A 21,522-nucleotide genomic window follows, 5' to 3' on the forward strand; every position below is an offset into this window, starting at 1 on the left:
TCCGCGAAGACGCCCGCGCCCACGCCCGCCAGCAGCGCCGCGCCCCAACATGCCGCATCGGTCACGCGCGGCACGCTGACCGGAATACCCGTAATGTCCGCTTTGAGCTGCACCCATAAGTCCGAACGCGCCCCGCCGCCGATAGCACGCAACTCCTCGATCGGCACGTCGCCGTCGCGAAGCAGGTCCAGGTTGAGGCGCAGCTCGTAGGTCAACCCTTCCAACAGTGCCTTGGCGACTTCGGTCTTGGTCGTGCCGAAGGTCAGGCCGAGGATCGCGCCCTTCGACGCCGTGTCAAAGGTGGGCGTGCCGCTGCCCGCGAAGTGCGGCAGCACCAGCAGCGACGACGGATCGCACGAGGCGTCGGCCAGGATGAGGTCGTATGCGTCCGCGCCATCCGTCCGCGCCCGGTCGATCTCCTCGTTGCAGAAGGCGTCACGGAACCAGCGCAGCAGCAGCCCGCCGCTGTGATTGAGCGTCATCGCCACGTACAGGCCGGGCACGACGTGCGTATAGATCGAGATGTTGCCCTCGTACAACGCCGCGTTGAGCGCGGGCTCGTCCAATGCCACCTCGACCACTTCCGCCGTCCCGGTAGACACCATCGCCAGGCCGGGCCGCGTCAGCCCGACGCCCAGCGCGCCGCAGGCCTGATCGTGCCCGCCCGTGACGATCAGCGGCGGCGCGGCGAAGCCCAACGCCTCCGCCAGTGCGTCCGTCATCGGCGCGACAGCCGATCCGGATGGCAGCACCGGGGACAACCGCCCCGGGTCCAGGCCCAGCGCGTCGAGGATTGGCGCGGACCAGTCGCCCGTGCGGATATCCGCGACCTGCGTGCGAGACGCGAGGCAGCGGCTGATGGCGCGCTGCCCGGTCATTTTCGAGATCAGGAAATCTTCGTACAGCAGGAAGTGCGCCGCGTCGCGCCAGATCTCCGGCTCGTGTTCCTTCAGCCACAGCAGCTTGGGCAGCGTGTTGATCGTGTGCACCGGCATGCCCGTATGCTCGAACAGCCATTCCGCGCCGAACCGCTCGCGCAGCCACGCGTTTTGGGCATCCGTGCGGGTATCCATGCCCAGGATCGCCGGACGCAGCGCGCGCCCGTTCGCATCGACCGGGATCACCGCTTCGCCCTGCACGGAGAGGCCGATCGCCGCGACGTCCGCCGTACCCGCCTTGACGAGCACCTCGCGCAGCGACGCCTGCGCCAGCGTCCACACGCCTTCCGCGTCCTGCTCCGCCCACGACGGGTGCGGGATCTCCACCCGGTATTCGCGGCTGGCGCTGGCGATCAGCGCCCCGTCCGCGTCGAACAGCGCCGCCTTGCAGCCGGTCGTGCCGATATCAAGCCCGATGAGCCGCACGTCTCAATCTCCTGAGCTGCTGACGATGCCGTGCCGCGCCGAATCCACGCGCGGCGGCTGTGCGGCGGTCCGGTCGGTGGGGATGCGGATGTAGCGGCGGCGCAGCTTGGTAAGACGCATCCCGCGCAGGCTGTCGAAGAACACCGCCAGGAAGATCACCGTGGCCTGGATCATCGGCTGGAGGTACAGATTCACGTTGGTAAACACCAGCCCGTTCTGCACCATCTGGACCAGTACCGCGCCGATCACTGCGCCGAAGGCGTTGCCGACGCCCCCGAACAGGCTCGCGCCGCCCAGCACCGCCGCCGCGATCGCGTCGAACTCGTCGCCCTTGCCGAACGGCGCGTCCAGCCGCCCGATCTGGCTCACCAGGATGAAGCCCGACAACGCCGCGCATAGCCCGCTGATGACGTATACACCGGCCAGCACGCGGTCGGTCTTGATGCCCGCCTTCTTCGCGGCTTCCACGTCGTTGCCCACCGCGTACACCTGACGGCCAAATGCCGTGCGGGTCAGCACGATGTGCCCGACAGCAACCACCACCACGAACACGACGATCGGCAGCGGAATGCCCAGCACTTCGCTGCGGCCAAAGTTCAGCACCGGCTGCGGGAAGTCCAGCGAGCGCGATTTCGTGATCGCCGTGCCCAGCCCGCGCCCGCCGACCATCGTCGCCAGCGTGGTGATGAACGGCGCGATGCGCAGCTTGACGATGCAGAAGCCGTTGACCGCGCCGAACAGCATGCCGACGACCATCGCTAGCAGCAGCGCCGGAAATACGCCGATGCCCTGGTGGCGGATCGCCTGCCCGGCCACCAGCGGTGCGAGGTACATGATCGAGCCAATGGACAGGTCGATCCCGGCGGTCAGCAGCACGAACGTCATGCCTACGGCGGCCATGCCGATGAACGACGCCTGCTTGATGATGTTTTCGATGTTCTGCGGCTGCAGAAACTGCGACGACTGCACGCCGAAGAACAGGAAGATCGCCACGAACAAAATCGGCGTCGTGTTTTGCAGCAGTAAGAGCGTCAAACGCTCGCGGCTAGAGGCTTTCATGACCGTTCTCCTCGCGGAAGGCAGACCGTAATATGTTTTCTTTGTTGAAGTCGCGCCGGGCGAACTCGCCCCGGATCTCGCCCCGGCTCATCACCAGGATGCGGTCGCACATGCCCATCAGCTCTTCCAATTCGGACGAAATGAACAGGATGCCTGTGCCCTGCCCCGCCAAGTCGTTGATGATCGAGTAGATCTCGTACTTCGCGCCGACGTCGATACCGCGCGTCGGCTCGTCCATGATGAAAATCGACGGGCGCGACATCAGCCACTTGGCGATCACGACCTTCTGCTGGTTGCCGCCGCTCAAACTCTTGGCGGGCTGGCTGGCGATGTTGCCGCACTTGATTTGCAGCGTCGCGGTGACGTCCTGGGCGGCTTGCGCCAGATCGTCCTGGCGGATGAACTGTGTCATACGCTGCTTGAACTGCGACAGCGACACCAGCGCCAGGTTATCCGCGATGGGCATTTCCATGAGCAGTCCCTCTTCGCGCCGATTTTCGGTCACGAAGGCGATCTGGTTTTTGATGCTGTCGCTCACGCCGACGTTGTAGGTGCTGCCGCCGTTCAACCGCACTTCGCCCGTGCCGAACTCGTCCAAGCCGAAGAGCAGCCGCGCCAGCTCTGTGCGCCCCGATCCCATCAGACCGAAGACGCCCAGCACCTCGCCCTTACGCAGCGTGAAATTGATGTCTTCCACGATCCCGGTCTGGCACACGTTCTGCACGTCCATCAGCACGTCGTCGGACGGTTCCGTCTCGCGGATTGGGTAAAGCTGTTCCAGGTTGCGGCCGACCATCAGCGCGATCATGCGGCTGACGTCGAAGTCGTCCTTCGGCCCCTGCGCGACCAGTTCGCCGTCACGCAGCACGGCGATGTCGTCCGCGATGTCCATCACGTCGCCCAGAATATGCGAAATGTAGATCATCGTTTTGCCCGCCGCGCGCAGCCGCTCGATGATGCCAAAGAGCTGCTCCGTCTCGCGCGCCGTCAGGGAGGTCGTGGGCTCGTCGAAGATGATGATGTTCGCATCGATACTCAGCGCCTTCATGATCTCGACCAGTTGGCGCTCGCCCGGCGAGAGCTTCTCGACCATGGTGTTCGGTGCGACGGCCAGCCCTACCGAGTCCAGCAGTTCCTCGGTACGTCTGCGGATCGTGCCCCGGTCGATGAGCGGCAGCGGCTTGCGGCGCGGCAGCGCGTCGATAAACAGGTTTTCCGCGATGCTCAGGTTGGTGAACAGGTTCAGTTCCTGATGAATGAACGCGATCCGGGCGCGCGTCGCGTCGGACGCGCTGCGCGGCTGGTAAGGCGCGCCGTCGAGTAGCATTTCGCCGCCGTCGGGACGGATTACGCCGCCCAGAATATTCATCAGCGTGCTTTTGCCCGCACCGTTCTGCCCAATCAGCCCCAGGATATGCCCGCGTGGGACCACCAGTGAAATGTCGTGCAGCGCGTGAACGCCAAAGAACGTCTTGGTAATCTCTCGAAATTCCAAAATGGTATCGGTCATCACCTTAAGCCTCCCGTGCCAGCAGCCGGGTACGGGTCACGTCGGTCAGCGCGGCCAGCAGGATGATCCCGCCCTTCACCATGTCGATGTAAAACGCCGACAGGTTCAGCAGGTTGAGCGAATTGGACAGCAGCACGAAAAACAGCACGCCCATGAACGTCCAGTGGATCTTGCCCTTGCCGCCGAACAGGCTCGTGCCGCCGATCACCGCCGCGCCCACCACGTCGAGCAGCAGGTTTTCGCCCAGCGTCGGGCGGCCCGCTTCCAGTCGCGCCGTATACAAAATGCTGGCGACCGCCGCGCAGAACCCGCTGATCACGAACACCAGCACGATCACGCGCTTCACCGGCACGCCGGAAACGGCGGCGGCAGCGCGGTTCGCGCCCACGGCGTAGATCTGCCGCCCCAACACGGTGCGCGTCAGCAGGATGTGCCCGACGAACCCCAGCGCCATCGAGATCAGCGCCGGATAGGTGATAAACGACAGGATGTCGCGCCGCGTAATCTTCGACGCTTTTTCGCCCACATAGAGCGAGATAATGTCGCCGTTGCCGAGCTTGAGGAAGCTCTCAGGGATGCCGCGAATATTTTCGGATTGGGTCAGGTAGATGGCGACGGCGCTGAAGAACGTCATCGACACCAGCGTCACCATGAACGCGGGCATGTTGAAGCGCGCCACGGCGATCCCGTTCAGCAGGCCGATGAACATCCCGATCAGCAGCATCACCAGCACCGCCGCCGCGACCGCGTAGGCACTACCCGCCAGCACGCCGCCTTCTTCGGTGAGCAGATGGCCCCACAGCGGGCTGCGCTCCAACACGGTCGCGCTGGCCGATTCGACCATGACGACCGCCCCTGCAACGCTCGTCATCGCCATCACCGACGTCTGCGACAGGTCGATGCCGCCGATGAGCAGCACGAAGGTTTGCCCGGTCGCAATCGCAAACAGCGGCCACGCGTTCGCCAGCATATTGCTCAGGTTGGCGGGCTGGTACAACGCCGGTTTGAAGATCGCCAGGATGAGGAAATAGGCGATGCTGATGTAGAGAATGAAGTACTCGGAGAATAACAGCCGTCTCAGCATCCGGCGCGCATTCTGTCTCGTGCCGGACTGAGCCAACGCGCGGCGCTGGCTGTTCATCTTCGCTTCCACGCCTGAAAACTTTTCTGCCGTTGCCATGAACGTATCCTTAGCCAAACCAAACGCCAAGCCTCTGTATTGCCGTGCGCGTTCCGCGGTCGCGGGCGCGGGGCGGGTCCGGAGGGCGGCATCACTGCGCGCCCTCCGGTGTTCCGCATCACTACGTCGTGCGGCTTACTGGTCGAGGAAGCCCTCAGAGTAGAGCACGCAGCCCCACATGTCCATCTCTTCGAAGTCCAGCGTGCTCAACGTGAGCGCGAAGCCGGGGTCCGGGATGATCTCGTTCGGCTGGTAGTTCTCTTCCTGAATCGCCTGCAGCAGCGCGTCCATGCTGGCCTGCGCCTCGAAGTACACGTCCTGAACGCCGGTCGCGTCCACGTAACCGTCCTTCATCAGCATGCACGCGGTCGCGTCGCCGTCCAGGCCGCCCAGGATCACGTGGCCCGGCTGCCCGGCGGGAACCCACTTGCCCATCGGTTCCAGCACGGAGCGGATGGTCGGGTACAGGAAGTCCGACGACGTGAAGATGAAGTTGACGTCGGGGTTAGCCTGCATCGCGGCTTCCAGGTTCGCCAGCGCGGTCGCCGCGTCCCACTCGGTCGCCACTTCGATCGGGGTTTCGAACAGGTCCGGGTACTTCTCGATCACGTTGTAGAAGCCATCACGACGGCCCACCGCGTTGGGGTCACCCAGGTCACCGACCAGGATGAGCGGGACGACCTTTTCGCCAGTGGTTTCGATCTGGCGCATCGCACGCTGAGCCATGAACTCGACGGCCTTCTGCGCGATGATTTCGTTGTCGGCCACGATCACGAGCGCGTTATTGGGATTATCGTCCGAGGGCGGGCGGTTGAAGATAGCGATCGGCACGTCGTTATCGTTCGCTTCACCGATGATGGTCACGGCGCTTTCGCCGTCCTGCGGGATCATGATGATGCCATCGACGCCCTGGGCGATGCAGTCACGCACCTGCTCCAACTGGCGGTTGGCGTCCTGGTTGCCGTTGACTTCGATCACGTCAACGCCCAGATCGGCCAGCGTTTCGGTGATGGCGCGGTGACCGGCCACCCAGAATTCGGTTTCCAGGTCCTGGAACGCGAAGCAGATGGTCAGGCCTTCCTGGGCGTGCGCCACAGGAGCGGGCTTGGCAAACGGCGCCGCGAACGACGCAGCCAGAACGGCCACAACGAGGGCAGCCACGGTCAGGAAATGGGTAAACTTTTTCACTTCTGGTATCCTCTCTTTAGTAGTGCACCGTAAGCGGATCTGTTTTTGAGCACGCGCCCAACGCGAAGTCGATCTCGACTCAGCTTCGCGGTTGGGTGCGCGCCATTTGAATAACCATCATCGTGTTGCGCCGCACCTCCTTGTGTCACGGTATGCCCAGCAGCCAGCTTCACACAGCGGAAGAAATTGTCAACTTAACATCAGGTGTTCTGCGCAGCGATCTCGTTGAGCGTTTGCAGCAGCGTCGGCTCGTCGATCTCGCCCGCCATCCAGCGATCCTGTAGTTCCCGCAGGCGGATCGCCACCGACCCCGACGGCAGTTGCACGTCGTCGTAGGTGATAATCTCGCCCTTCTTCACGGGATGGGTAATCACCGCGCCCTTGGCGAGACCGACCGGCAGCGCACGTTGGGCGGCGGCGACTTCGTAACGATCGGTCATGCTGTAATGCGTGTGCCCGCCGATGCGTTCCAGCTCGCGGCCCGGTTCCAGGTCCGTCTTGGCGACGGCGACCACTTCGGCCACCAGCCGGCGGCCTGGGGCCATCGTCGAGCGGCCCTGTACCACGGCCTGCGCCACCGACAGCGGCACTTCCATGCTGCACAGGTGGAACGGGCGCAGCAGCACGTAGTTGGGGCCGTGGCCCATGTCGCGCAGCACGAGCGCTTCGCGCAGGCGGGGCTTGTCGGTGGTGAAGACCAGGAACACGCCCGGCGCGAGGTCGCCAATCACGTAATCGACCACGCCGTTCTGATTCAGCAGCCCGCCCTGCGACTTCAGCGCGAAGACGTCCTTGAACTCAGCGATGTTAACGTGCGGGCCGTGCAGACCAAAGACATCCGGCACGAGGCCCGTCGCGTTCGCCACGCACGCCATCTCGATCATGGTCTTAGAGCCGTCCACGAACTCGATCAGCATTTCGGGCGTCAGGCCGCGCCGCGCGGCTTCCTCGGCCAGATCTTCCGGCACGGCGTCGCGGTTGAGCGGGTTGTTCTTGCCCTTGCCCGCCGCGACGATGGTCAGGCCCAGCGCCGTGGCGAAGTCGTACAGCTCGTACAGCGCGCTCGGCTCGTCGCCCGCACCGATGGCGTAGATCACGCCGTGCTGGTCCGCGTACCACTTCAGCAGCGGGCCGACCGTGATGTCCATCTCGACGCTCATCGTGACGAGGTGCTTGCGCTGGAACAGCGTGCGCAGCGCCGCGCGCGCGCTCACTTCGGGATGCCCGGTTGATTCGATGATCGCGTCGATCTGCGGCGCGTCGGTTACGAGGCGATAGTCGCCCACCGCCACGAATTTGTCCTGCATCCGCGCGCGGTTCACATCGTCGAGCGTTTCGGCCACGGCGACGCACTCACGATTGTGGCCCGCAATGCCGTAGGCGTTCACGGCGCGGTCGAGGTCGATGTCCGCGATGATCACGACGTGCTGCGACGGCATCAGCGACACCTGACTCACGATGTCCGTGCCCATCTGCCCCGCGCCGATCAAGCCCGTGCGGATGAAGCGTTCAGAAGTTTCGAGTGCTTTGAGATCTTCGGATAAGCCAAACATGGCGCTCTCTCAATCCAGATTTTCGTTAGGGGCCAGCACAACTTTTAACTCGGTGGCATCCATCGCCGCCTGGAACGCCGCCTGGACTTCGGTCAGCGGATAGACGGCGGTGATAATCTTGTCGGCCTCGATCAGACCGCGATCCAGCAGGTCGAGCGCGACCTGATGCATGCTGGGGTGATACGAGAAATTCCCCACGATGCTGAGTTCGTTGTAGTGGATGCGGTTGCTGTCGAGCTGCGTGATCGGGTCCGCTTTCGGCAGGCCGCCGAACAGTCCCACGCGCCCACGCTTGCGCACGATCTCGACCGCCTGCGCCTGCGCCGACTTCACCGGGCAGGCCACGATCGCCACGTCCGCGCCGCGCCCCTCGGTCAGATCGCGCACGTCCGCCACGACGTCCGTCAGGTTGTTGTCGAACACTTTCCACGTGCCCATGTCGCGGTTCTTGAAGATGTCCAGCCGCCCGCCCGTCACGCCGACCATGATCGGCTTCGCGCCGCGCAGCTTCGCCACCTGGACGTGCAGCGCGCCGATCGGCCCGTCGCCGATGATCACGACGACCTCGCCGGGCTGCACGTTGAGCGTTTGCTGCGCCCACAGCACCGACGACGCAGGTTCGGCCAGGGCCGAACGCCGGTCGGAGAGCGTTTCGGGGATGCGATGAATGATGCCGTGCTGCAAAATCGTCGCCGGAAGCTGCATGTAGTCAGTCATGCCGCCTGCATAATCCAGGCCCAGCAGCTTCCAGTCTTCACACAGGTTGTAGAACCCGGCCTTACAGTAGTAGCACTTGCCGCACGACACGTCCGCCGCCACGGCGATGCGCTCGCCCACCTTATAATCCGTGACCTCCGGCCCCACTTCCGCGATCACGCCCGAAATCTCGTGGCCGAGAATCTGGAAGTCGCGGTCGGCGCGCAGCCCATGCTTGTAGGCGCGCAGGTCGCCGCCGCAGATGCCGCACGCGGTCACCTTGAGGATTGCGCCGTCGGTGGGCAGGTCGGGATAGGGCACTTCCTCGCAGGCAATCTGGCCCGCGCCACGAAAGACGACCGCGTTCACCGTGCGCCGTCCTCTCGCTCCGATGCCAGCGCGTGTCCCACCGCGCCGCCGGGATGCGTCTGCCCGAAGGCTTCTTTGGTGTAGCCGCGCAGCCCCAACAGCACCACGCTTAGCGCGTCGGCCATTGCGCACACTGTCAGCGAGCTTCCCGTGGCGATCATGCCGTAGGGGTCCACGTCCGGCGCGGGGTGAATTTCGAGCACGTGATCGCTCATCCTCCCCAGCGTCGAATCCGGCTTTTCGGTGAAGGCGATCACGGTCGCGCCGCGATCCTTCGCGTATCCGGCCAGATAATTGACTTCGACCGTTTCGCCGCCTTTGGAAATGGCGATCAGCGTGTCGTTGGCCGTCACTGCGCCCGCCAGCCCGTGCTGGCTGTCGCCGGGGTGAATGAACAGCGCCGGTGTGCCGCAGCAGGTCAGCAGGTGCGCCGTGCGCGCCGCGACCGCGTGCGACGTGCCCGATCCCGCCACCAGGACGTGCCCGGTGCAGTTGAGCAGCGCGTAAGCCACATCGATGAAACACTCGTCGAGCTGCGCGGCCAGGGCCGCCACACTCGCGCTCTCCTTTTGGAGAACGTCACGAGCCGTCTCGAATATCGTCTCCGGTAACACCACCCAGCTCCTTACTTCGTGCCTGCGCACGTACCGTCAGCGTTCGCTTGATGAATTATTGAACATATTCTCATTAATGATGATTTGCTCAATATCCCCATAATATGCGCACTCGATCGCTTTGTCAACGACTTAATCAGCCTGGTTTTGTAGGGTGCGTACGGGAAGTAACGATGTCAAAATGGCGTGGAGGCATTGGCCTCAACGCGGATCGGTTTACGTGCGCTAAACCGTGCGTGGCGGCTGAAAACTGCCTCAAGCCGCCGGTTGTCGATTGAAAAACAGGTCTGCGGTTACATAAGGCTCTACCGTACTGTCTCGCCCAACACACTCTCGCGCAGCGCGGCGGTGTTCGCCACGACGCTGCCGGACCCGCCATAAATCGCCGTGCCCGCCACCAGCACGCTCGCGCCGCTGGTGACCACGTCCGGCGCGGTCCCGGCATGGATGCCGCCATCGACTTCGATCTCGATTTCGCGGCCCAGCGATTCGATCCGCGCGCGCAGATCGCCGATCTTGCGCAGCGTGGTGTCCACGAACCGCTGCCCGCCGTAGCCCGGATTAACGGTCATCACCAGCACCATATCTACGAACGGCAGAATATCGTCCAACAGGCAGACCGGCGTCGCCGGGTTGATCGCCACCGACGGGTGCGCTCCGGCTTCGCGGATCTGCTGCACGACGCGGTGCAGGTGGGGGCACGTCTCGTAATGCACCGTCACCCACGCCGCGCCAGCATCGACCATCGCCTCGATATGCCGTTCGGGGTGCACGATCATCAGGTGCACGTCCAGCGGCAGCGCCGTCACCCTGCGCGCCGCCTGGATGATGGGCAAGCCAAACGAAATCGGCGGCACGAACGTGCCGTCCATGACATCGACGTGAATCCAGTCCACGCCCGCGCATTCCGCCTGCTCGATCTGCTGGCCGAGCCGCGTAAAATCGGCGGCAAGCAGAGAAGCGGAAATCCTAACCGGCAGTGTCATCAGCGAATCCTCTTATTCATCCGGCGAACGATCCAACAAGCAGGTCGCCAGCGCGCGATCCGTGATCAGCACATTGATCAGCCGCCCACGCAGCGCGGCATACACGGCGGGCGCTTTGTTCAGCCCGCCCGCGACGCCGATCACGCGCTCGATGCGCTGGAGCTGTTCCAGCGTGATTCCGATCACCAGATCGTCCAGCGCGGACCGGACCGGAACGCCTTCCGCATCAAAAAATCGCAGGCCGATGTCGCCCACTGCACCCAGCGCGAGCACGCTGTCCAACTGCGCCTGCGTCATGATCGAGCCATCGCACATCACCACCGACGTTGGTTCCGGCACGCCGATCCCCACGAACGCCATCGTGATCGAGGGAAACAGGCCAAACGCGCTCTGCACGTGACTGTCCGACAGCAGCGCGGACTTGGTGCGCAGGTCGGCCACGATGCCCGGCGCGGGAATCAGCGTCAGTTTTGCGCCCAACAGGTGCGCCAACCGGCTGCTGATGTCCGTCGCGTGAATCTCCGCCTCTGGCGCGCCCAATCCGCCGATCACCTGCACGATGTGCACCCGGCGCGTCTCGTAGGGGCGCAGCGCGTTCACCATCGCGTTGAGCGTCGTGCCCCACGTAATGCCGAGCACGTCGCCATCTTCGACCATGCGGTGCAGATAGGCCGCGCCTGCCGCGCCCAGCGAGGTCACCACCGCGGCGGACGAGGCGTTCTCGTCCACGTCCACGACGATCGCTTCCTTCAGGCCGAAGCGCGCTTCCAGTTCATTTTCGATGTGGGCAAAACCGCCGGAAGGCATCACGATGCTGATTTGCACGATGCCTTGTTGTTCGGCCTGTTGGAGCAGGCGCGACACTTTGGAGCGCGACAGGTGCAGCCGCTCGGCAATTTGCTGCTGGGTGAGATGCCGCTCATAGTAGAGCTTGCTCACCTTGCTGAGAAGGCGTAAATCGGCGGGTTGGGAGAGAGCGGGCACGCTGTTTAACCTGTCTTTATCAGCATTATTGAAATTTTGTTCAGTAATGAGCATTGGTTCACTTACGCATTATCGTAATGGAGAAAGGGGCGGCTGTCAAGCGGTTCGCGGTCCACACGCAACAAAAAAAGCCGCCCCTGAGGGCGGCTCGCTGAGCAGCAGTAAACGGTGCCGGAGCGGATCAGACCAGAAGCGCCTGCGCGCTGAGGTGGTCGGTGATCAGCACGTCGATCAGGTGCCCCCGCATGGCGGCGCGCACCACGTCCACCTTTTCCGGCCCGCCGACCATCCCCACCACGCGATCGATCTGTTTCAGCTCGTCCAGCGTGATCCCGAGGATGCGGTCATTCAACGGCGTCTCGACTGGCTGGCCCTGCGCGTCGAAGAAACGCAGCGCCGTCTCGCCCACCGCGCCCGCCGCCCGCAGATCGTTCAATTCGGCGGTACTCAGTACGTCATTGCGCATGATCCACGACGTCGGGGAGGCCGCGCCAATGCCCAGAAACGCGACGGTAATCCGCGAAAACATCTGGAACGCATTGCGCACGTAGCTGTCGGAGAGCAGCACTTCTTTGACCTGCGCGTTATCCACCAGCCCCGGCGCGGGCAGCAGCGTCAGTTTGCCGTTGAGAAGCTGCGCCATGCGGCGGCACAACCCGGTCGCGTGTTCTTCCGCTTCCGGCGGTCCCAACCCGCCGACCATCTGGACGACGTGCACGTTGCAGGCGTCGCAGCGCTGCAGGGCGCTCACCATGTTGTTGAGCGTCACGCCCCAGAAGACGCCGATCACGTCGCCGTCCTGGATCGTCTGCTGGAGGTAGTCCGCCGCCGCAATGCCGATCTGCCGTGACACCGCGTCCTGCGGGGCGCTGCCGTCCGTATCGATCACCACGACTTCCTGCAGCCCGTACTTCTCCTCAAGCTGCTGCTCGAGATCGGTATAGCTGCCGGGCGGTGACACGACTGTGATCTGCACGATGCCTTCTTTGTGCGCCTGCTGGATCAGGCGCGACACCTTCGGGCGCGAAAGGCGCAGGCGTTCGGAAATCTCCTGCTGCGTCAGGTTTTGCTCGTAATACAGCTTGCTGACTTTGCCGAGCAGCCGGAGATCGACGGGATTGGGTTTGCGCGCCATAAGAATTATCGCCAGTAACGTACCACTGCACGGTAAAAAAGCTATTTTCTCGCTGCGTCCAGTCTACCAGGGGGCTGCGTGTTTGTCTAAGTCTTCCGTGGCACCACAAAATTATCCGGGGAACTCAAGGAAATTAGCCGTAACATTTCAGAGATCCCCCTCCTTTTTCCTACACTATTCTCGATTTTTTGTTGTATGCTAAGGGTGCGACTTTCTGTATTGGGCTAGGAGATGAGTAGTATGAAGACCATGCTCATAAAGAACGCTCGTTTCATCGTCCAGTCACTTCCGTTCAACATCCTTGAAAATGGCGCCATTTATATTGAGGACAGCCACATTCAGGCAGTGGGTCCCACGGCTGACCTGGCGCACTACGAACCAATGGCGGATGTGGTCATCGACGCCAGCGACAAGCTGGTGATGCCCGGCCTGGTAGACGCCCACAATCACGTGGGTGAGTGCCACATGTTTACCCTGTTCGGCTTCCTCGCTTCGCCCCTCACCGGTATCGGTGACGCGCTGGACCGCGTGGTATGGCCCGCGTGGTGCTGGATCCCCGAAGAAGCGGCCTACGATCTGGAAATGTTGGGGTTCATGCACCTGCTGAAGTCCGGTACGACGACCGTGCAGGACTGCTTCATGTGGCCCGATGAAGCCGGGCGCGCCGCGGTCGATTCCGGCCTGCGTGTCGAAAACTCGCCCACCCTGGTCACCAGCCTGCGCCTGAAGGACAGCAAGGGGCCCGAAGACGATCTGGCGCGGACCGAAGCCGCCATCCAGAAGTGGCACGGCGCCGCCAACGGGCGCGTGACGTACCGCGTGCACGCCTCGGCCACCTACAACTGCCACGAGTGGTTCCTCAAAGAGTGTGCCGCGCTCGCCAACCGGTACGACGTCGGTTTCGCCACGCACCTCGCGGAATCGGTGGACGAATCGAAGCGCGCGCGGTCGGTCTGGCCCGAAGGCGAAGTGCGCCGCGCCTACGACCTGGGGCTGATGGGGCCCAAGAGCCTGTTTTTCCACAGTTGTGTGCTGAACGACGAAGAAATGGCGCTCTACGCCGAAACGGGATCCTCCGCGGCGCACTGCCCGCCGACCAACTCGATGCTTGGCAACGTGGCCTACGTGCCCAAGATGATGGCGATGGGCGTCAATGTCGGCCTGGGGACCGATATGCCCACGCATGACATGTTCAAAGCGATGCTCTCCGTGTCGCAGCAGCACGCCATCATGCCGCGCGAGATGCGCGGGCTGATGCCCTGGACGCCGCTGGAAATGGCGACGGTGAACGGCGCGCGGGCGCTCAACCTTCAGGACGAGATCGGCACGCTGGAGCCGGGCAAAAAAGCGGACATCATCACGATCGACCTGTCGCGCAACACGCGCCTGTTCCCGCTGATTCCGCAGGTCCTGAGCACGTTCATCACGGTGAACGGAACCGGGGCCGACGTCGCGGACGTGATCGTGGACGGCGATCTGCTCATGCGCGATCAGCAGCTCGTACACCTGGACGAACAGGCGATCATGGCGCGCGCGCAGGGATGGGCCGACGAGTTCCTGGCCTATTACATGGACATGGTCGAGCGCGGCGAGCCTCTGATCCCCTACATTCACGACGAATTCCAGCCGTAGGGCCGCGTGTAAAAAAGAATGGGGCTGTCGAACTCGACAGCCCCGCTCATTTCAAATGGTCACACATAACCGGGATTGGCCCAGGGCCAGCCTCACTCCCACTGAACGTGGATCACCGTGCAGTCCCCACCCTCGTCATGCCGCAGCGTGTCGGCATCGTAGAACACATTGAATGAATCGCTGGACGGTAAAAATCGCCGTACGAACCCGTACGTGGTGCCATATTCGAGATCATCGGGATAGGGGACGCACACCGTCAGCTTGATGTGCGTGTCACTGACCTTTTCAGTTGCGATGTGGCCGACATTGCCCTGGTGCTGCATCTGGTAGACATCGTTAATGGCGAACAGGATCTGTTCGAGGGAAAGGTTCTCGGCGCCCGGCGGCAGGATCGCCGTTTCGGAAATCGCCGCGCCAATCGCAACCATGTTGAACATCGCGTTATTCTGCTCGGAGATTTCGCTCAGCACATTGAGCCATTGTTGCAGTGGGTACCATGTGCCGGGATCGATCTGCGACAGACCGTACTTTTTAAGGATGGGGAGGATGTCGTCCGAATTGACGTTCTGGATAAACGATAACGCGTTCTGGCCGATTACTTTAGCATCAGGATCGTAGCTTGTGAATGTGGGCACGGGCGTCTTCTCCTTTAGCCAATAAGAAACTCTCTTAGTATCATACACTTCGAATTAAGACACCATCAACGCTACATATGTACTAAAAAACACAAAAATTCAAGCTAGTTTATTTACAAAGTTTTTATAAGTGACGAACTAAAAACGTAAACGTCCCGTGCCATCGAGTGATAGTACGGGACGTCTGCTTCCTCATCCGATCTGGGCAGCGACGCGGGAATGCCGCGCCGAGCTAGAGGTACTTGTCGAAGAACGCGATCGTGCGCTCCATCGCCGTGTTGAAATACGGCACGTCGATATCGTGCCCCCCGCCCTCATATTCGTAAAACTCGTAAACCTTGTCGTGTGCTTGAAGCACGCTGACCAGATCGCGGGAATAGCCGACGTTCACCACCGGATCGTCTGTGGCATGGTGAAGCTGCAGCGGGCTTTCCAGGTAATCGATGTGCTCGGTGAGCGACACGGCCTGCCAGAACGGCTCGGCGCTGTTCGGCTCTCCATACGCCTCGCGCAGTTCCTGGCCGCGCAGGCGGCTGGGCGTTATGACGTCGCTCGGTGGGCCCGACGGGTCCGAGATACGATACGTTGTGAAATCGTCGTAGCTGTAGACCGCGCCCGCCCAGATCACCCCGGCCTTGATGCCCGGCTCGACTTCCATCGCGCGCAGCACGAGATTGCCCGCCATGCTGTGTCCCCACATCCCAATGCCGTCAGGATCGACAAAATCGAGGGTTTGCAGGCTCTTGAACGCGGCAATCGCGTCGATGGTATAGGCCGGAGAGAAGTACGTGCCGGTCGGCTCGCCCTCCGAAATACCATGCCCGCGCATGTCAATTTTGAACACCACGAAGCCGTGGCTCGCCAGCGTGCCTACATAAGCGACGTAGCGTTCCGTCGTCACGTAGCTCGTCGGCGGGATGTAGCCGTGATTGAACACGATCGCCTTGAACCCGCCCTCCGGCGGCTCGCCAAAGGGGATCGTCAGCAGCCCGTAAATCTTATTGCCTTCGGATACATAACTGGCGATGTACTGCGAGTAGTTGAATCCGTTAGCGAGCTGCTGCTCAAGCGTGATCTCGCTGCCCTGGATATCTATGTCGCGCAGCGCGTCGATCGTCAGGTCACTGCCGATTTCAAACGGTTCCGCCGTGCCGTCCTGTTCGCCGCCCTGGGCCAGCACCGGGCCGATCGCGCCGGAAACCATCAGCAGCGCCGCCGCCAACGCGAACAGCGCCCTGCGCCTGTGAGAAAACCATCCGGCCATACGCCACCTCGTATCCTCTACCATTACTGAGATGCTTCTCGGCATAACTTTTTCAGTTATAGCGGTTTTCCGCGCGGCTGCCCGCCCCCGCTACCCGTCGATTGCCCTATGTGATTTTCGTTCCCGCACCGCAGCAGCATCAAAAACGCCCGGCTTTTGACCGAGCGTTCTTCGTTCAGGCAGGTATCAGCAGGCGTTACGGCCAGCTCACCATCGGCAGGCTGGAGCAGCCGCCACTGAGAATTCCGGCGGTCCCCACGGCGTTGGGCCACCACATGCCGGAACTGGTTTTGTACCACGACGGATTGGCGTCCCACCGCCCGACCATGATCAGTTCGCCTCCGGCCATGATCTGGTCAAAGATGTAATCCGGCAGCGCTTCGGGCTGGGTGTAATACAGCTCGTCCGCCGTGAAGCTCACGACGCAGGGGCCGGACGGCATCGGCGTCGCAGTCGGGGCAGCCGTGGGCGGTGCGGACGGCGGCATCGTCGGCGCAGCGGTAGGCGCGTTTGTCGGCACAGCCGTCGGCATGGGCTGGCCAGCCGGAATCGCGGGCGGCGTCACGATCGGCAAGGTCGCACAGTCACCGGTGGCGACCAGGACGGACATCGCGGCCCAGCCGGTCATGCCGCTGTAGCTCACCTGGAACCATGCCGAATCGGGCGATACGCCGGTCACATCCGCCGACGCGCCCGAAGGCAGCACGGTCACGATGCTGGAATCAACGCTGATCGTCTGGCGGATGTTGACGCTGCCGCCGCCTGCCGGAGTCACCACGCAGGCCGAAGCGGGCACCGGCGAGGGTTCCCCGGTCGGCGGAACGGTTGCGCCCCCGGCGCAGCTATCCGCGCCGATCGGGCTGAAGCACAGGGTGAAGGGCTGGTCGGCGCCCGGCTCGCCATAGGTCATCTCAAGCTGGTATTCCGCGGTGCCCGCCGGAATCGTCAGGCGCGCGCCGGGCAGATCGCCGCTCAGGTCGGCGCTCACGTCGCCGGTCGTGACGTTCAATACGCGGAAATGCAGTCCCGTTTCCGGCAGCAGCGAATCGGCATACAAGTAGGCAGGTTCGCTCAGGGCGGTGAATGTATACACCGCAAACGGCGACTGCGTGCCTAGCGTGCCCGATGCGGGGCTGCCTGTGACCAGCGGCGTAGGCGTAACAGGCGTCTCGGTCTGGACGAGCACGACAACATCCCCGGTGCCGCCGTTCACGCCGCCCACCTCGACCGTATAATCCCCGGCGGGCAGGTACGCGTTCAGCGTGATGCTCAGCGCGCCTTCGGCGTTCTCAAGCGCGGCAACAGGCTTCCCGTCGCGCACCACTGCGAGCGTCGGCGGCACCGTCTGGCTGATCGCCAGCAGGGTCACGGCGCGGCCCTCGGCCACGCTGTAGCCCAGGCTGGCCGTTTCGCCCGCCGTGGCGAGCGTCACCGATACGGGTTGGCCCAAAACAAGTTGATCCGGTCCCTGAGCAGCAGCGGAGCCGGAAAGCCCGGCCAGCACGAGCAGGGCGGCAGCGAGCAATCCCCAAAAACGGCGTGTCGTGAGCATAGGAGTCCTTTCTTATCAGTCGTAGGCAGCTAGTATGCGGACGAGCGCGGCGGGCGTCGAAGCGGGCAGGCAGGCAAAGCGCCCTTCAGGGCAGGAAACACCCCAAAAGGACATCGCTGCATGGCATCGCATGTTTACCGGCGCCGCAGGATTTTTGCAGAGGCAGTAATCACGATCATTATAGATGAATTTAGAAATTAGTCTTCTAAATATTCAATAAAATCCGTGAAAAAAGTCGCATTCTTTCGGCGGTGCGTTTTGACAGTTCAGAACATACGGTCTAATATTCTGAATTACTATCACTTTTATGTAATAAACAAGAGAAAAAGAGGGAGGCCGTATGGGCTTCGACTTTGAGATGCGTCCATCCGATTCGCCGCTGGTCGAGATGATCTGGAGCACCCAAAGCGAGGGCGGCGGTTCGTTCATGTCGCGCGCGGCGGCCAACTGGGAAATGGTCGTGACGCGGCGGGAGGGCCAGATTGATCTCACCCTGCGCGGCCCGGAAACGAAAGCCCGTCCCGCCCCCATTCCGACCGACGCGGAATTTCTCGGCATCGTGTTCAAGATGGGCACGTTTATGCCCCACCTCCCTGCCCCCTCGCTGGTCAACGAAGAAGTCAACCTGCCTCGCGGTGTGGGCCGGACCTTCTGGCTGCACGGCTCGACGTGGGAATTCCCCAGCTTCGACAACACGGATACGTTCATCGCCCGGCTGGTACGGGAAGGACTGCTGGTGCGGGATGTTGTCATCGAAGCCGCCCTGCACGGCCAGCCCTCCGATCTGACACCTCGCACCCTGCGCCGCCATCTCTTACGCGCCACCGGGCTGACATACAGCACAATCCGGCAGATCGAGCGCGCACAGCGCGCCGTGGCGCTGCTGGAACGGGGCGCATCGATCCTGGATACGGCCTACGACGCGGGCTACTTCGATCAGGCTCACATGACGCGCGCCCTCAAACACTTCGCCGGGCAGACGCCCGCGCAGCTCGTCCGTGCCGCCCAGGCCGGATAGTGTCCGTTTCATACAATACAACGCGCCGGGGCTGGCGTATCCTGAGAACAGTGAACGGCACGAACCAAAGGAGAACTCCCCATGCACAAAATCATCGTGTCGCAGTTCATCACCCTCGACGGCGTACTGGACGAGCCGGATAAGTGGTCTTTAGACTACTGGAACGACGAGATCGCGCAGTTCAAAGGCGACGAAATGATCAACGCGGGCGGCTTGCTGCTGGGCCGCGTGACGTATGACGGCTTCGCCGCCGCGTGGCCGGATCGCCCCGCCGAAGAAGGCGGCGAGCAGATGAACGGCATGCCCAAGTACGTCGCCACGACCACCCTCGACCGCGCAGACTGGCAGAACACAACGCTGCTCAAGGGCGACATCATCGGCCAGATCAAACAGCTCAAGGCCGCGGATGGCGGCGACCTGCTGGTCTACGGCAGCGGCACGTTGATCCAGACGTTGATCGCGCACGACCTGATCGACGAATACCGGCTGCTGGTCTATCCCGTCGTAAGGGGAACCGGATCGCATCTATTCGAGGACGGCGCGCAAACGAAACTAGATCTGGTCGAGGCAAAGCCGGTCGGTTCCGGTGTGGTGGCGCTGACCTACCGCGCCCGGCACGACGCCTGACGCCTTCTGAAGCACCCCGAAACCTCTACACGAAGGAGCGCGGCAGGGCGCTCCTTTTTTTGCATTCCTCGGTTCTCCGTTTTTCTACCTTGATTCTTATGCGGCTCTGGTATAAATCTAATGCGTCACTATGTATAACAGCGTTGGAACTTGAACAAAGCTAGGAGTCTGCGCGATGGCAGAAACCCATACCTTTCAGGCTGAGATCAAACAGCTTCTCAATATTCTTGTGCACTCGCTCTACAAAGACCGCGAGATCTTCCTGCGCGAGATCATCTCCAACGCCTCAGACGCGCTCAACCGCGTGCGCTTCGAGATGCTCACCAACGAGGACGTTTTCGACCGCGACGCCGATCTGGCGATCCACATCACCGTCGACGAAGCCAACCACACGATCCTGATCAGCGATACGGGCATCGGCATGACCGCCGACGAAATCGTGGACGGCCTGGGCGTGATCGCCCGCAGCGGTGCGCGCGCCTTCCTCGATCAAGTTGGTCAGGGCGAAGCCGCCCCCACCGCCACCGAGATCATCGGGCAGTTCGGCGTTGGCTTTTACAGCGTCTTCATGGTCGCGGATCGCGTCGAGGTCACCTCGCGCTCGTACCGGCCCGACGCGGAAGCCGTGCGCTGGATCTCGTCCGGCGGCGATGAAGGTTACGAGATCGAACCGGCGGAAAAAGAACACCGGGGCACGGACATCCTGATCCGGCTGCGCGACGATGCCGCCGAGTTCGCCTCCGAATGGCGGCTGCGCGACATCATCAAGCGCCACTCCGACTACGTGAACTTCCCGATCTACCTCGGCAAAGTCGCCGCGCCCGACGAGGAAGAAACGCCCGACGATCAGGAGGAGACCGCCGAGGAGCACGCGGCGGAACCCGTCAACCAGCAGACCGCGCTCTGGCGCAAATCGCCGGACGAGATCGACCAGGACGCTTACAACAGCTTCTACTCATCCCTGACGCTCGACTTCGAGCCGCCGCGCCGCGTGATTCACACCCGCGCCGACGCGCCGCTCCAGTTTTACGCCCTGCTCTACATCCCGCACAGCGCCGAGCGCTCGATGTTCACGCCGCGCAAGGAACCGGGCCTTAAGCTCTACGCGCGCAAAGTGCTGATCGATGAGTACAACACCGACCTGCTGCCGGAATATCTGTGGTTCGTGCAGGGCGTGGTAGACAGCGAAGACCTGCCGCTCAACGTCAGCCGCGAGACGGTTCAGGACAATCCGCTGGTCGGCAAGCTCAAGAACGTGCTGGCGCGCAACGTGATCAACGACATCAAGGCGCTGGCCGAACAGTCACCCGAAGACTACACCGCGTTCTGGCACGAGTTCCGCGCCTTCCTCAAGCACGGCGCGGTCTCCGACTACGCCAACCGCGATCGCCTGCTGCCGCTTCTGCGCTTCGCGTCCAGCCAGGGCGAGGGGCTGGTCACGCTGGATGAGTACGTCGAGAATCTGGCGGAAGGGCAGGACGCGATTTATTACGTCGTGGCCGACAACGAGGAAGCCGCCGCGCGCAGCGTGCACCTCGATGCGTTCCGCGCGCGCGGCATCAACGTGCTGTACCTGACGGATACCATCGACGGGCTGCTGGTCCCCAGCCTGATGAACTACAAGGGACACGCCTTCGTCGCCGTGGATGCGGACGACCTTAGCCTGGAAGGCGTCGGGCAAACGCCGGAGGAAGCGCCGGACGAGGAAACGGTCGAAGCGGGCGAGCTGGATGACCTCGTGAGTTACATCACCGGGCGGCTGGGCGAGCGCGTGAAGTCGGTGCGGGCCAGCAAGCTGCTGGCGCGTGGACCGGTTCGCCTCGTGACGCCCGCCGGGACGATGGACCGCCACCAGGAACGGCTCTACAGGATGCTCGACAAAGAAGTGACCGACACCGCGCGCATTCTGGAAATCAATCCGCACCACCCGCTGATCGCCAACCTCGCGGAACGGCTGCACGCCGATCGCAGCGATCCCGTGTTGGAACGCGGCGTCGATATGCTCTACGAGCTGGCGATGCTGGCGGACGGCATCCACCCCAACCCCGGCGTGCTGGCCTCCGACCTGCTGGACATCCTCCAGCTTGCCACGCGACCTAACACGGACGGCACAAACTGACCTCAACGCAAACCGCCGCCGGATCGCGCGATCCGGC

18 protein-coding genes are annotated in these 21,522 nt (G+C 62.7%); 4 read left to right on the top strand and 14 right to left on the bottom strand.

Translation table 11 applies throughout. The features are described 5' to 3' along the window. From V7116_RS09800 to V7116_RS09850, 11 genes are all read right to left on the bottom strand, one after another. Positions 1-1,364 (bottom strand): FGGY-family carbohydrate kinase (locus tag V7116_RS09800; RefSeq protein WP_324391735.1); only part of this gene is annotated, 1,364 nt, incomplete at its 3' end. 3 nt (positions 1,365-1,367) lie between these two features. Further along, a complete protein-coding gene (locus tag V7116_RS09805) occupies positions 1,368-2,423 on the bottom strand; it encodes an ABC transporter permease (protein WP_324391736.1) in 1,056 nt (351 codons plus the stop codon). Continuing rightward, on the bottom strand, positions 2,410-3,933 hold the full coding sequence (locus tag V7116_RS09810; RefSeq protein WP_324391737.1) for a sugar ABC transporter ATP-binding protein: 1,524 nt from the start codon (positions 3,931-3,933) through the stop codon (positions 2,410-2,412). Before V7116_RS09810 ends, V7116_RS09805 begins: the two co-directional genes overlap by 14 nt. A 4-nt stretch (positions 3,934-3,937) precedes the next feature. Beyond that, positions 3,938-5,113, bottom strand: coding sequence for an ABC transporter permease (locus V7116_RS09815; RefSeq protein ID WP_324391738.1), 1,176 nt, complete (start codon positions 5,111-5,113; stop codon positions 3,938-3,940). A 135-nt stretch (positions 5,114-5,248) separates the two neighbouring features. Further along, positions 5,249-6,301: a sugar ABC transporter substrate-binding protein gene (locus V7116_RS09820; RefSeq protein ID WP_324391739.1), complete on the bottom strand. Its 1,053-nt coding sequence runs from the start codon at positions 6,299-6,301 to the stop codon at positions 5,249-5,251. Positions 6,302-6,501: 200 nt separating this feature from the next. Further along, entirely contained in the window at positions 6,502-7,854 is a 1,353-nt protein-coding gene (locus V7116_RS09825) for an NAD(P)H-dependent oxidoreductase (protein ID WP_324391740.1), read from the bottom strand. 9 nt (positions 7,855-7,863) lie between these two features. Then, positions 7,864-8,919: an alcohol dehydrogenase catalytic domain-containing protein gene (locus V7116_RS09830; protein ID WP_324391741.1), complete on the bottom strand. Its 1,056-nt coding sequence runs from the start codon at positions 8,917-8,919 to the stop codon at positions 7,864-7,866. Next, the gene (locus V7116_RS09835; RefSeq protein ID WP_324391742.1) at positions 8,916-9,473 is read right to left on the bottom strand and encodes an SIS domain-containing protein; all 558 of its coding nucleotides are present in this window, start codon (positions 9,471-9,473) and stop codon (positions 8,916-8,918) included. The genes V7116_RS09830 and V7116_RS09835 overlap by 4 nt, the downstream gene beginning before the upstream one ends. A 365-nt stretch (positions 9,474-9,838) precedes the next feature. Then, the gene (gene rpe, locus V7116_RS09840; RefSeq protein WP_324391743.1) at positions 9,839-10,519 is read right to left on the bottom strand and encodes a ribulose-phosphate 3-epimerase; all 681 of its coding nucleotides are present in this window, start codon (positions 10,517-10,519) and stop codon (positions 9,839-9,841) included. A gap of 12 nt (positions 10,520-10,531) precedes the next feature. Further along, positions 10,532-11,503 carry a sugar-binding transcriptional regulator gene (locus tag V7116_RS09845; protein WP_324391744.1) on the bottom strand — a complete coding sequence of 324 codons (972 nt, stop codon included), beginning with the start codon at positions 11,501-11,503 and terminating at the stop codon, positions 10,532-10,534. Between the two features lie 181 nt (positions 11,504-11,684). After that, on the bottom strand, positions 11,685-12,638 hold the full coding sequence (locus V7116_RS09850; protein ID WP_324391745.1) for a sugar-binding transcriptional regulator: 954 nt from the start codon (positions 12,636-12,638) through the stop codon (positions 11,685-11,687). Between the two features lie 240 nt (positions 12,639-12,878). Here V7116_RS09850 and V7116_RS09855 point away from each other — a divergent pair, with 240 nt between their 5' ends. Continuing rightward, positions 12,879-14,270, top strand: coding sequence for an amidohydrolase family protein (locus V7116_RS09855; protein WP_324391746.1), 1,392 nt, complete (start codon positions 12,879-12,881; stop codon positions 14,268-14,270). 92 nt (positions 14,271-14,362) lie between these two features. On the opposite strand, the gene V7116_RS09860 is transcribed toward V7116_RS09855, so the two are convergent. The 3 genes from V7116_RS09860 to V7116_RS09870 all read right to left on the bottom strand — a co-directional run bounded on the left by V7116_RS09860 (position 14,363) and on the right by V7116_RS09870 (position 17,721). Then, positions 14,363-14,905 carry a hypothetical protein gene (locus tag V7116_RS09860; RefSeq protein ID WP_324391747.1) on the bottom strand — a complete coding sequence of 181 codons (543 nt, stop codon included), beginning with the start codon at positions 14,903-14,905 and terminating at the stop codon, positions 14,363-14,365. 232 nt (positions 14,906-15,137) lie between these two features. Then, complete coding sequence (locus tag V7116_RS09865; RefSeq protein ID WP_324391748.1) at positions 15,138-16,169, bottom strand: alpha/beta hydrolase family protein; 1,032 nt, start codon at positions 16,167-16,169, stop codon at positions 15,138-15,140. Between the two features lie 196 nt (positions 16,170-16,365). Continuing rightward, the gene (locus tag V7116_RS09870; protein WP_324391749.1) at positions 16,366-17,721 is read right to left on the bottom strand and encodes an SH3 domain-containing protein; all 1,356 of its coding nucleotides are present in this window, start codon (positions 17,719-17,721) and stop codon (positions 16,366-16,368) included. A gap of 340 nt (positions 17,722-18,061) precedes the next feature. Between V7116_RS09870 and V7116_RS09875 the strand changes: the two genes are divergently transcribed. The 3 genes from V7116_RS09875 (at position 18,062) to htpG (ending at position 21,485) form a co-directional block, all read left to right on the top strand. Then, on the top strand, positions 18,062-18,739 hold the full coding sequence (locus tag V7116_RS09875) for a helix-turn-helix domain-containing protein (RefSeq protein WP_324391750.1): 678 nt from the start codon (positions 18,062-18,064) through the stop codon (positions 18,737-18,739). A gap of 81 nt (positions 18,740-18,820) precedes the next feature. Beyond that, positions 18,821-19,366, top strand: a complete 546-nt coding sequence (locus V7116_RS09880) for a dihydrofolate reductase family protein (protein WP_324391751.1) — start codon at positions 18,821-18,823, stop codon at positions 19,364-19,366. A 175-nt stretch (positions 19,367-19,541) separates the two neighbouring features. After that, the gene (gene htpG / locus V7116_RS09885) at positions 19,542-21,485 is read left to right on the top strand and encodes a molecular chaperone HtpG (protein ID WP_324391752.1); all 1,944 of its coding nucleotides are present in this window, start codon (positions 19,542-19,544) and stop codon (positions 21,483-21,485) included. Positions 21,486-21,522: the final 37 nt, after the last annotated feature.

Source organism: Aggregatilinea sp. (genome assembly GCF_036822615.1).
GTDB lineage: Bacteria > Chloroflexota > Anaerolineae > Aggregatilineales > Aggregatilineaceae > Aggregatilinea.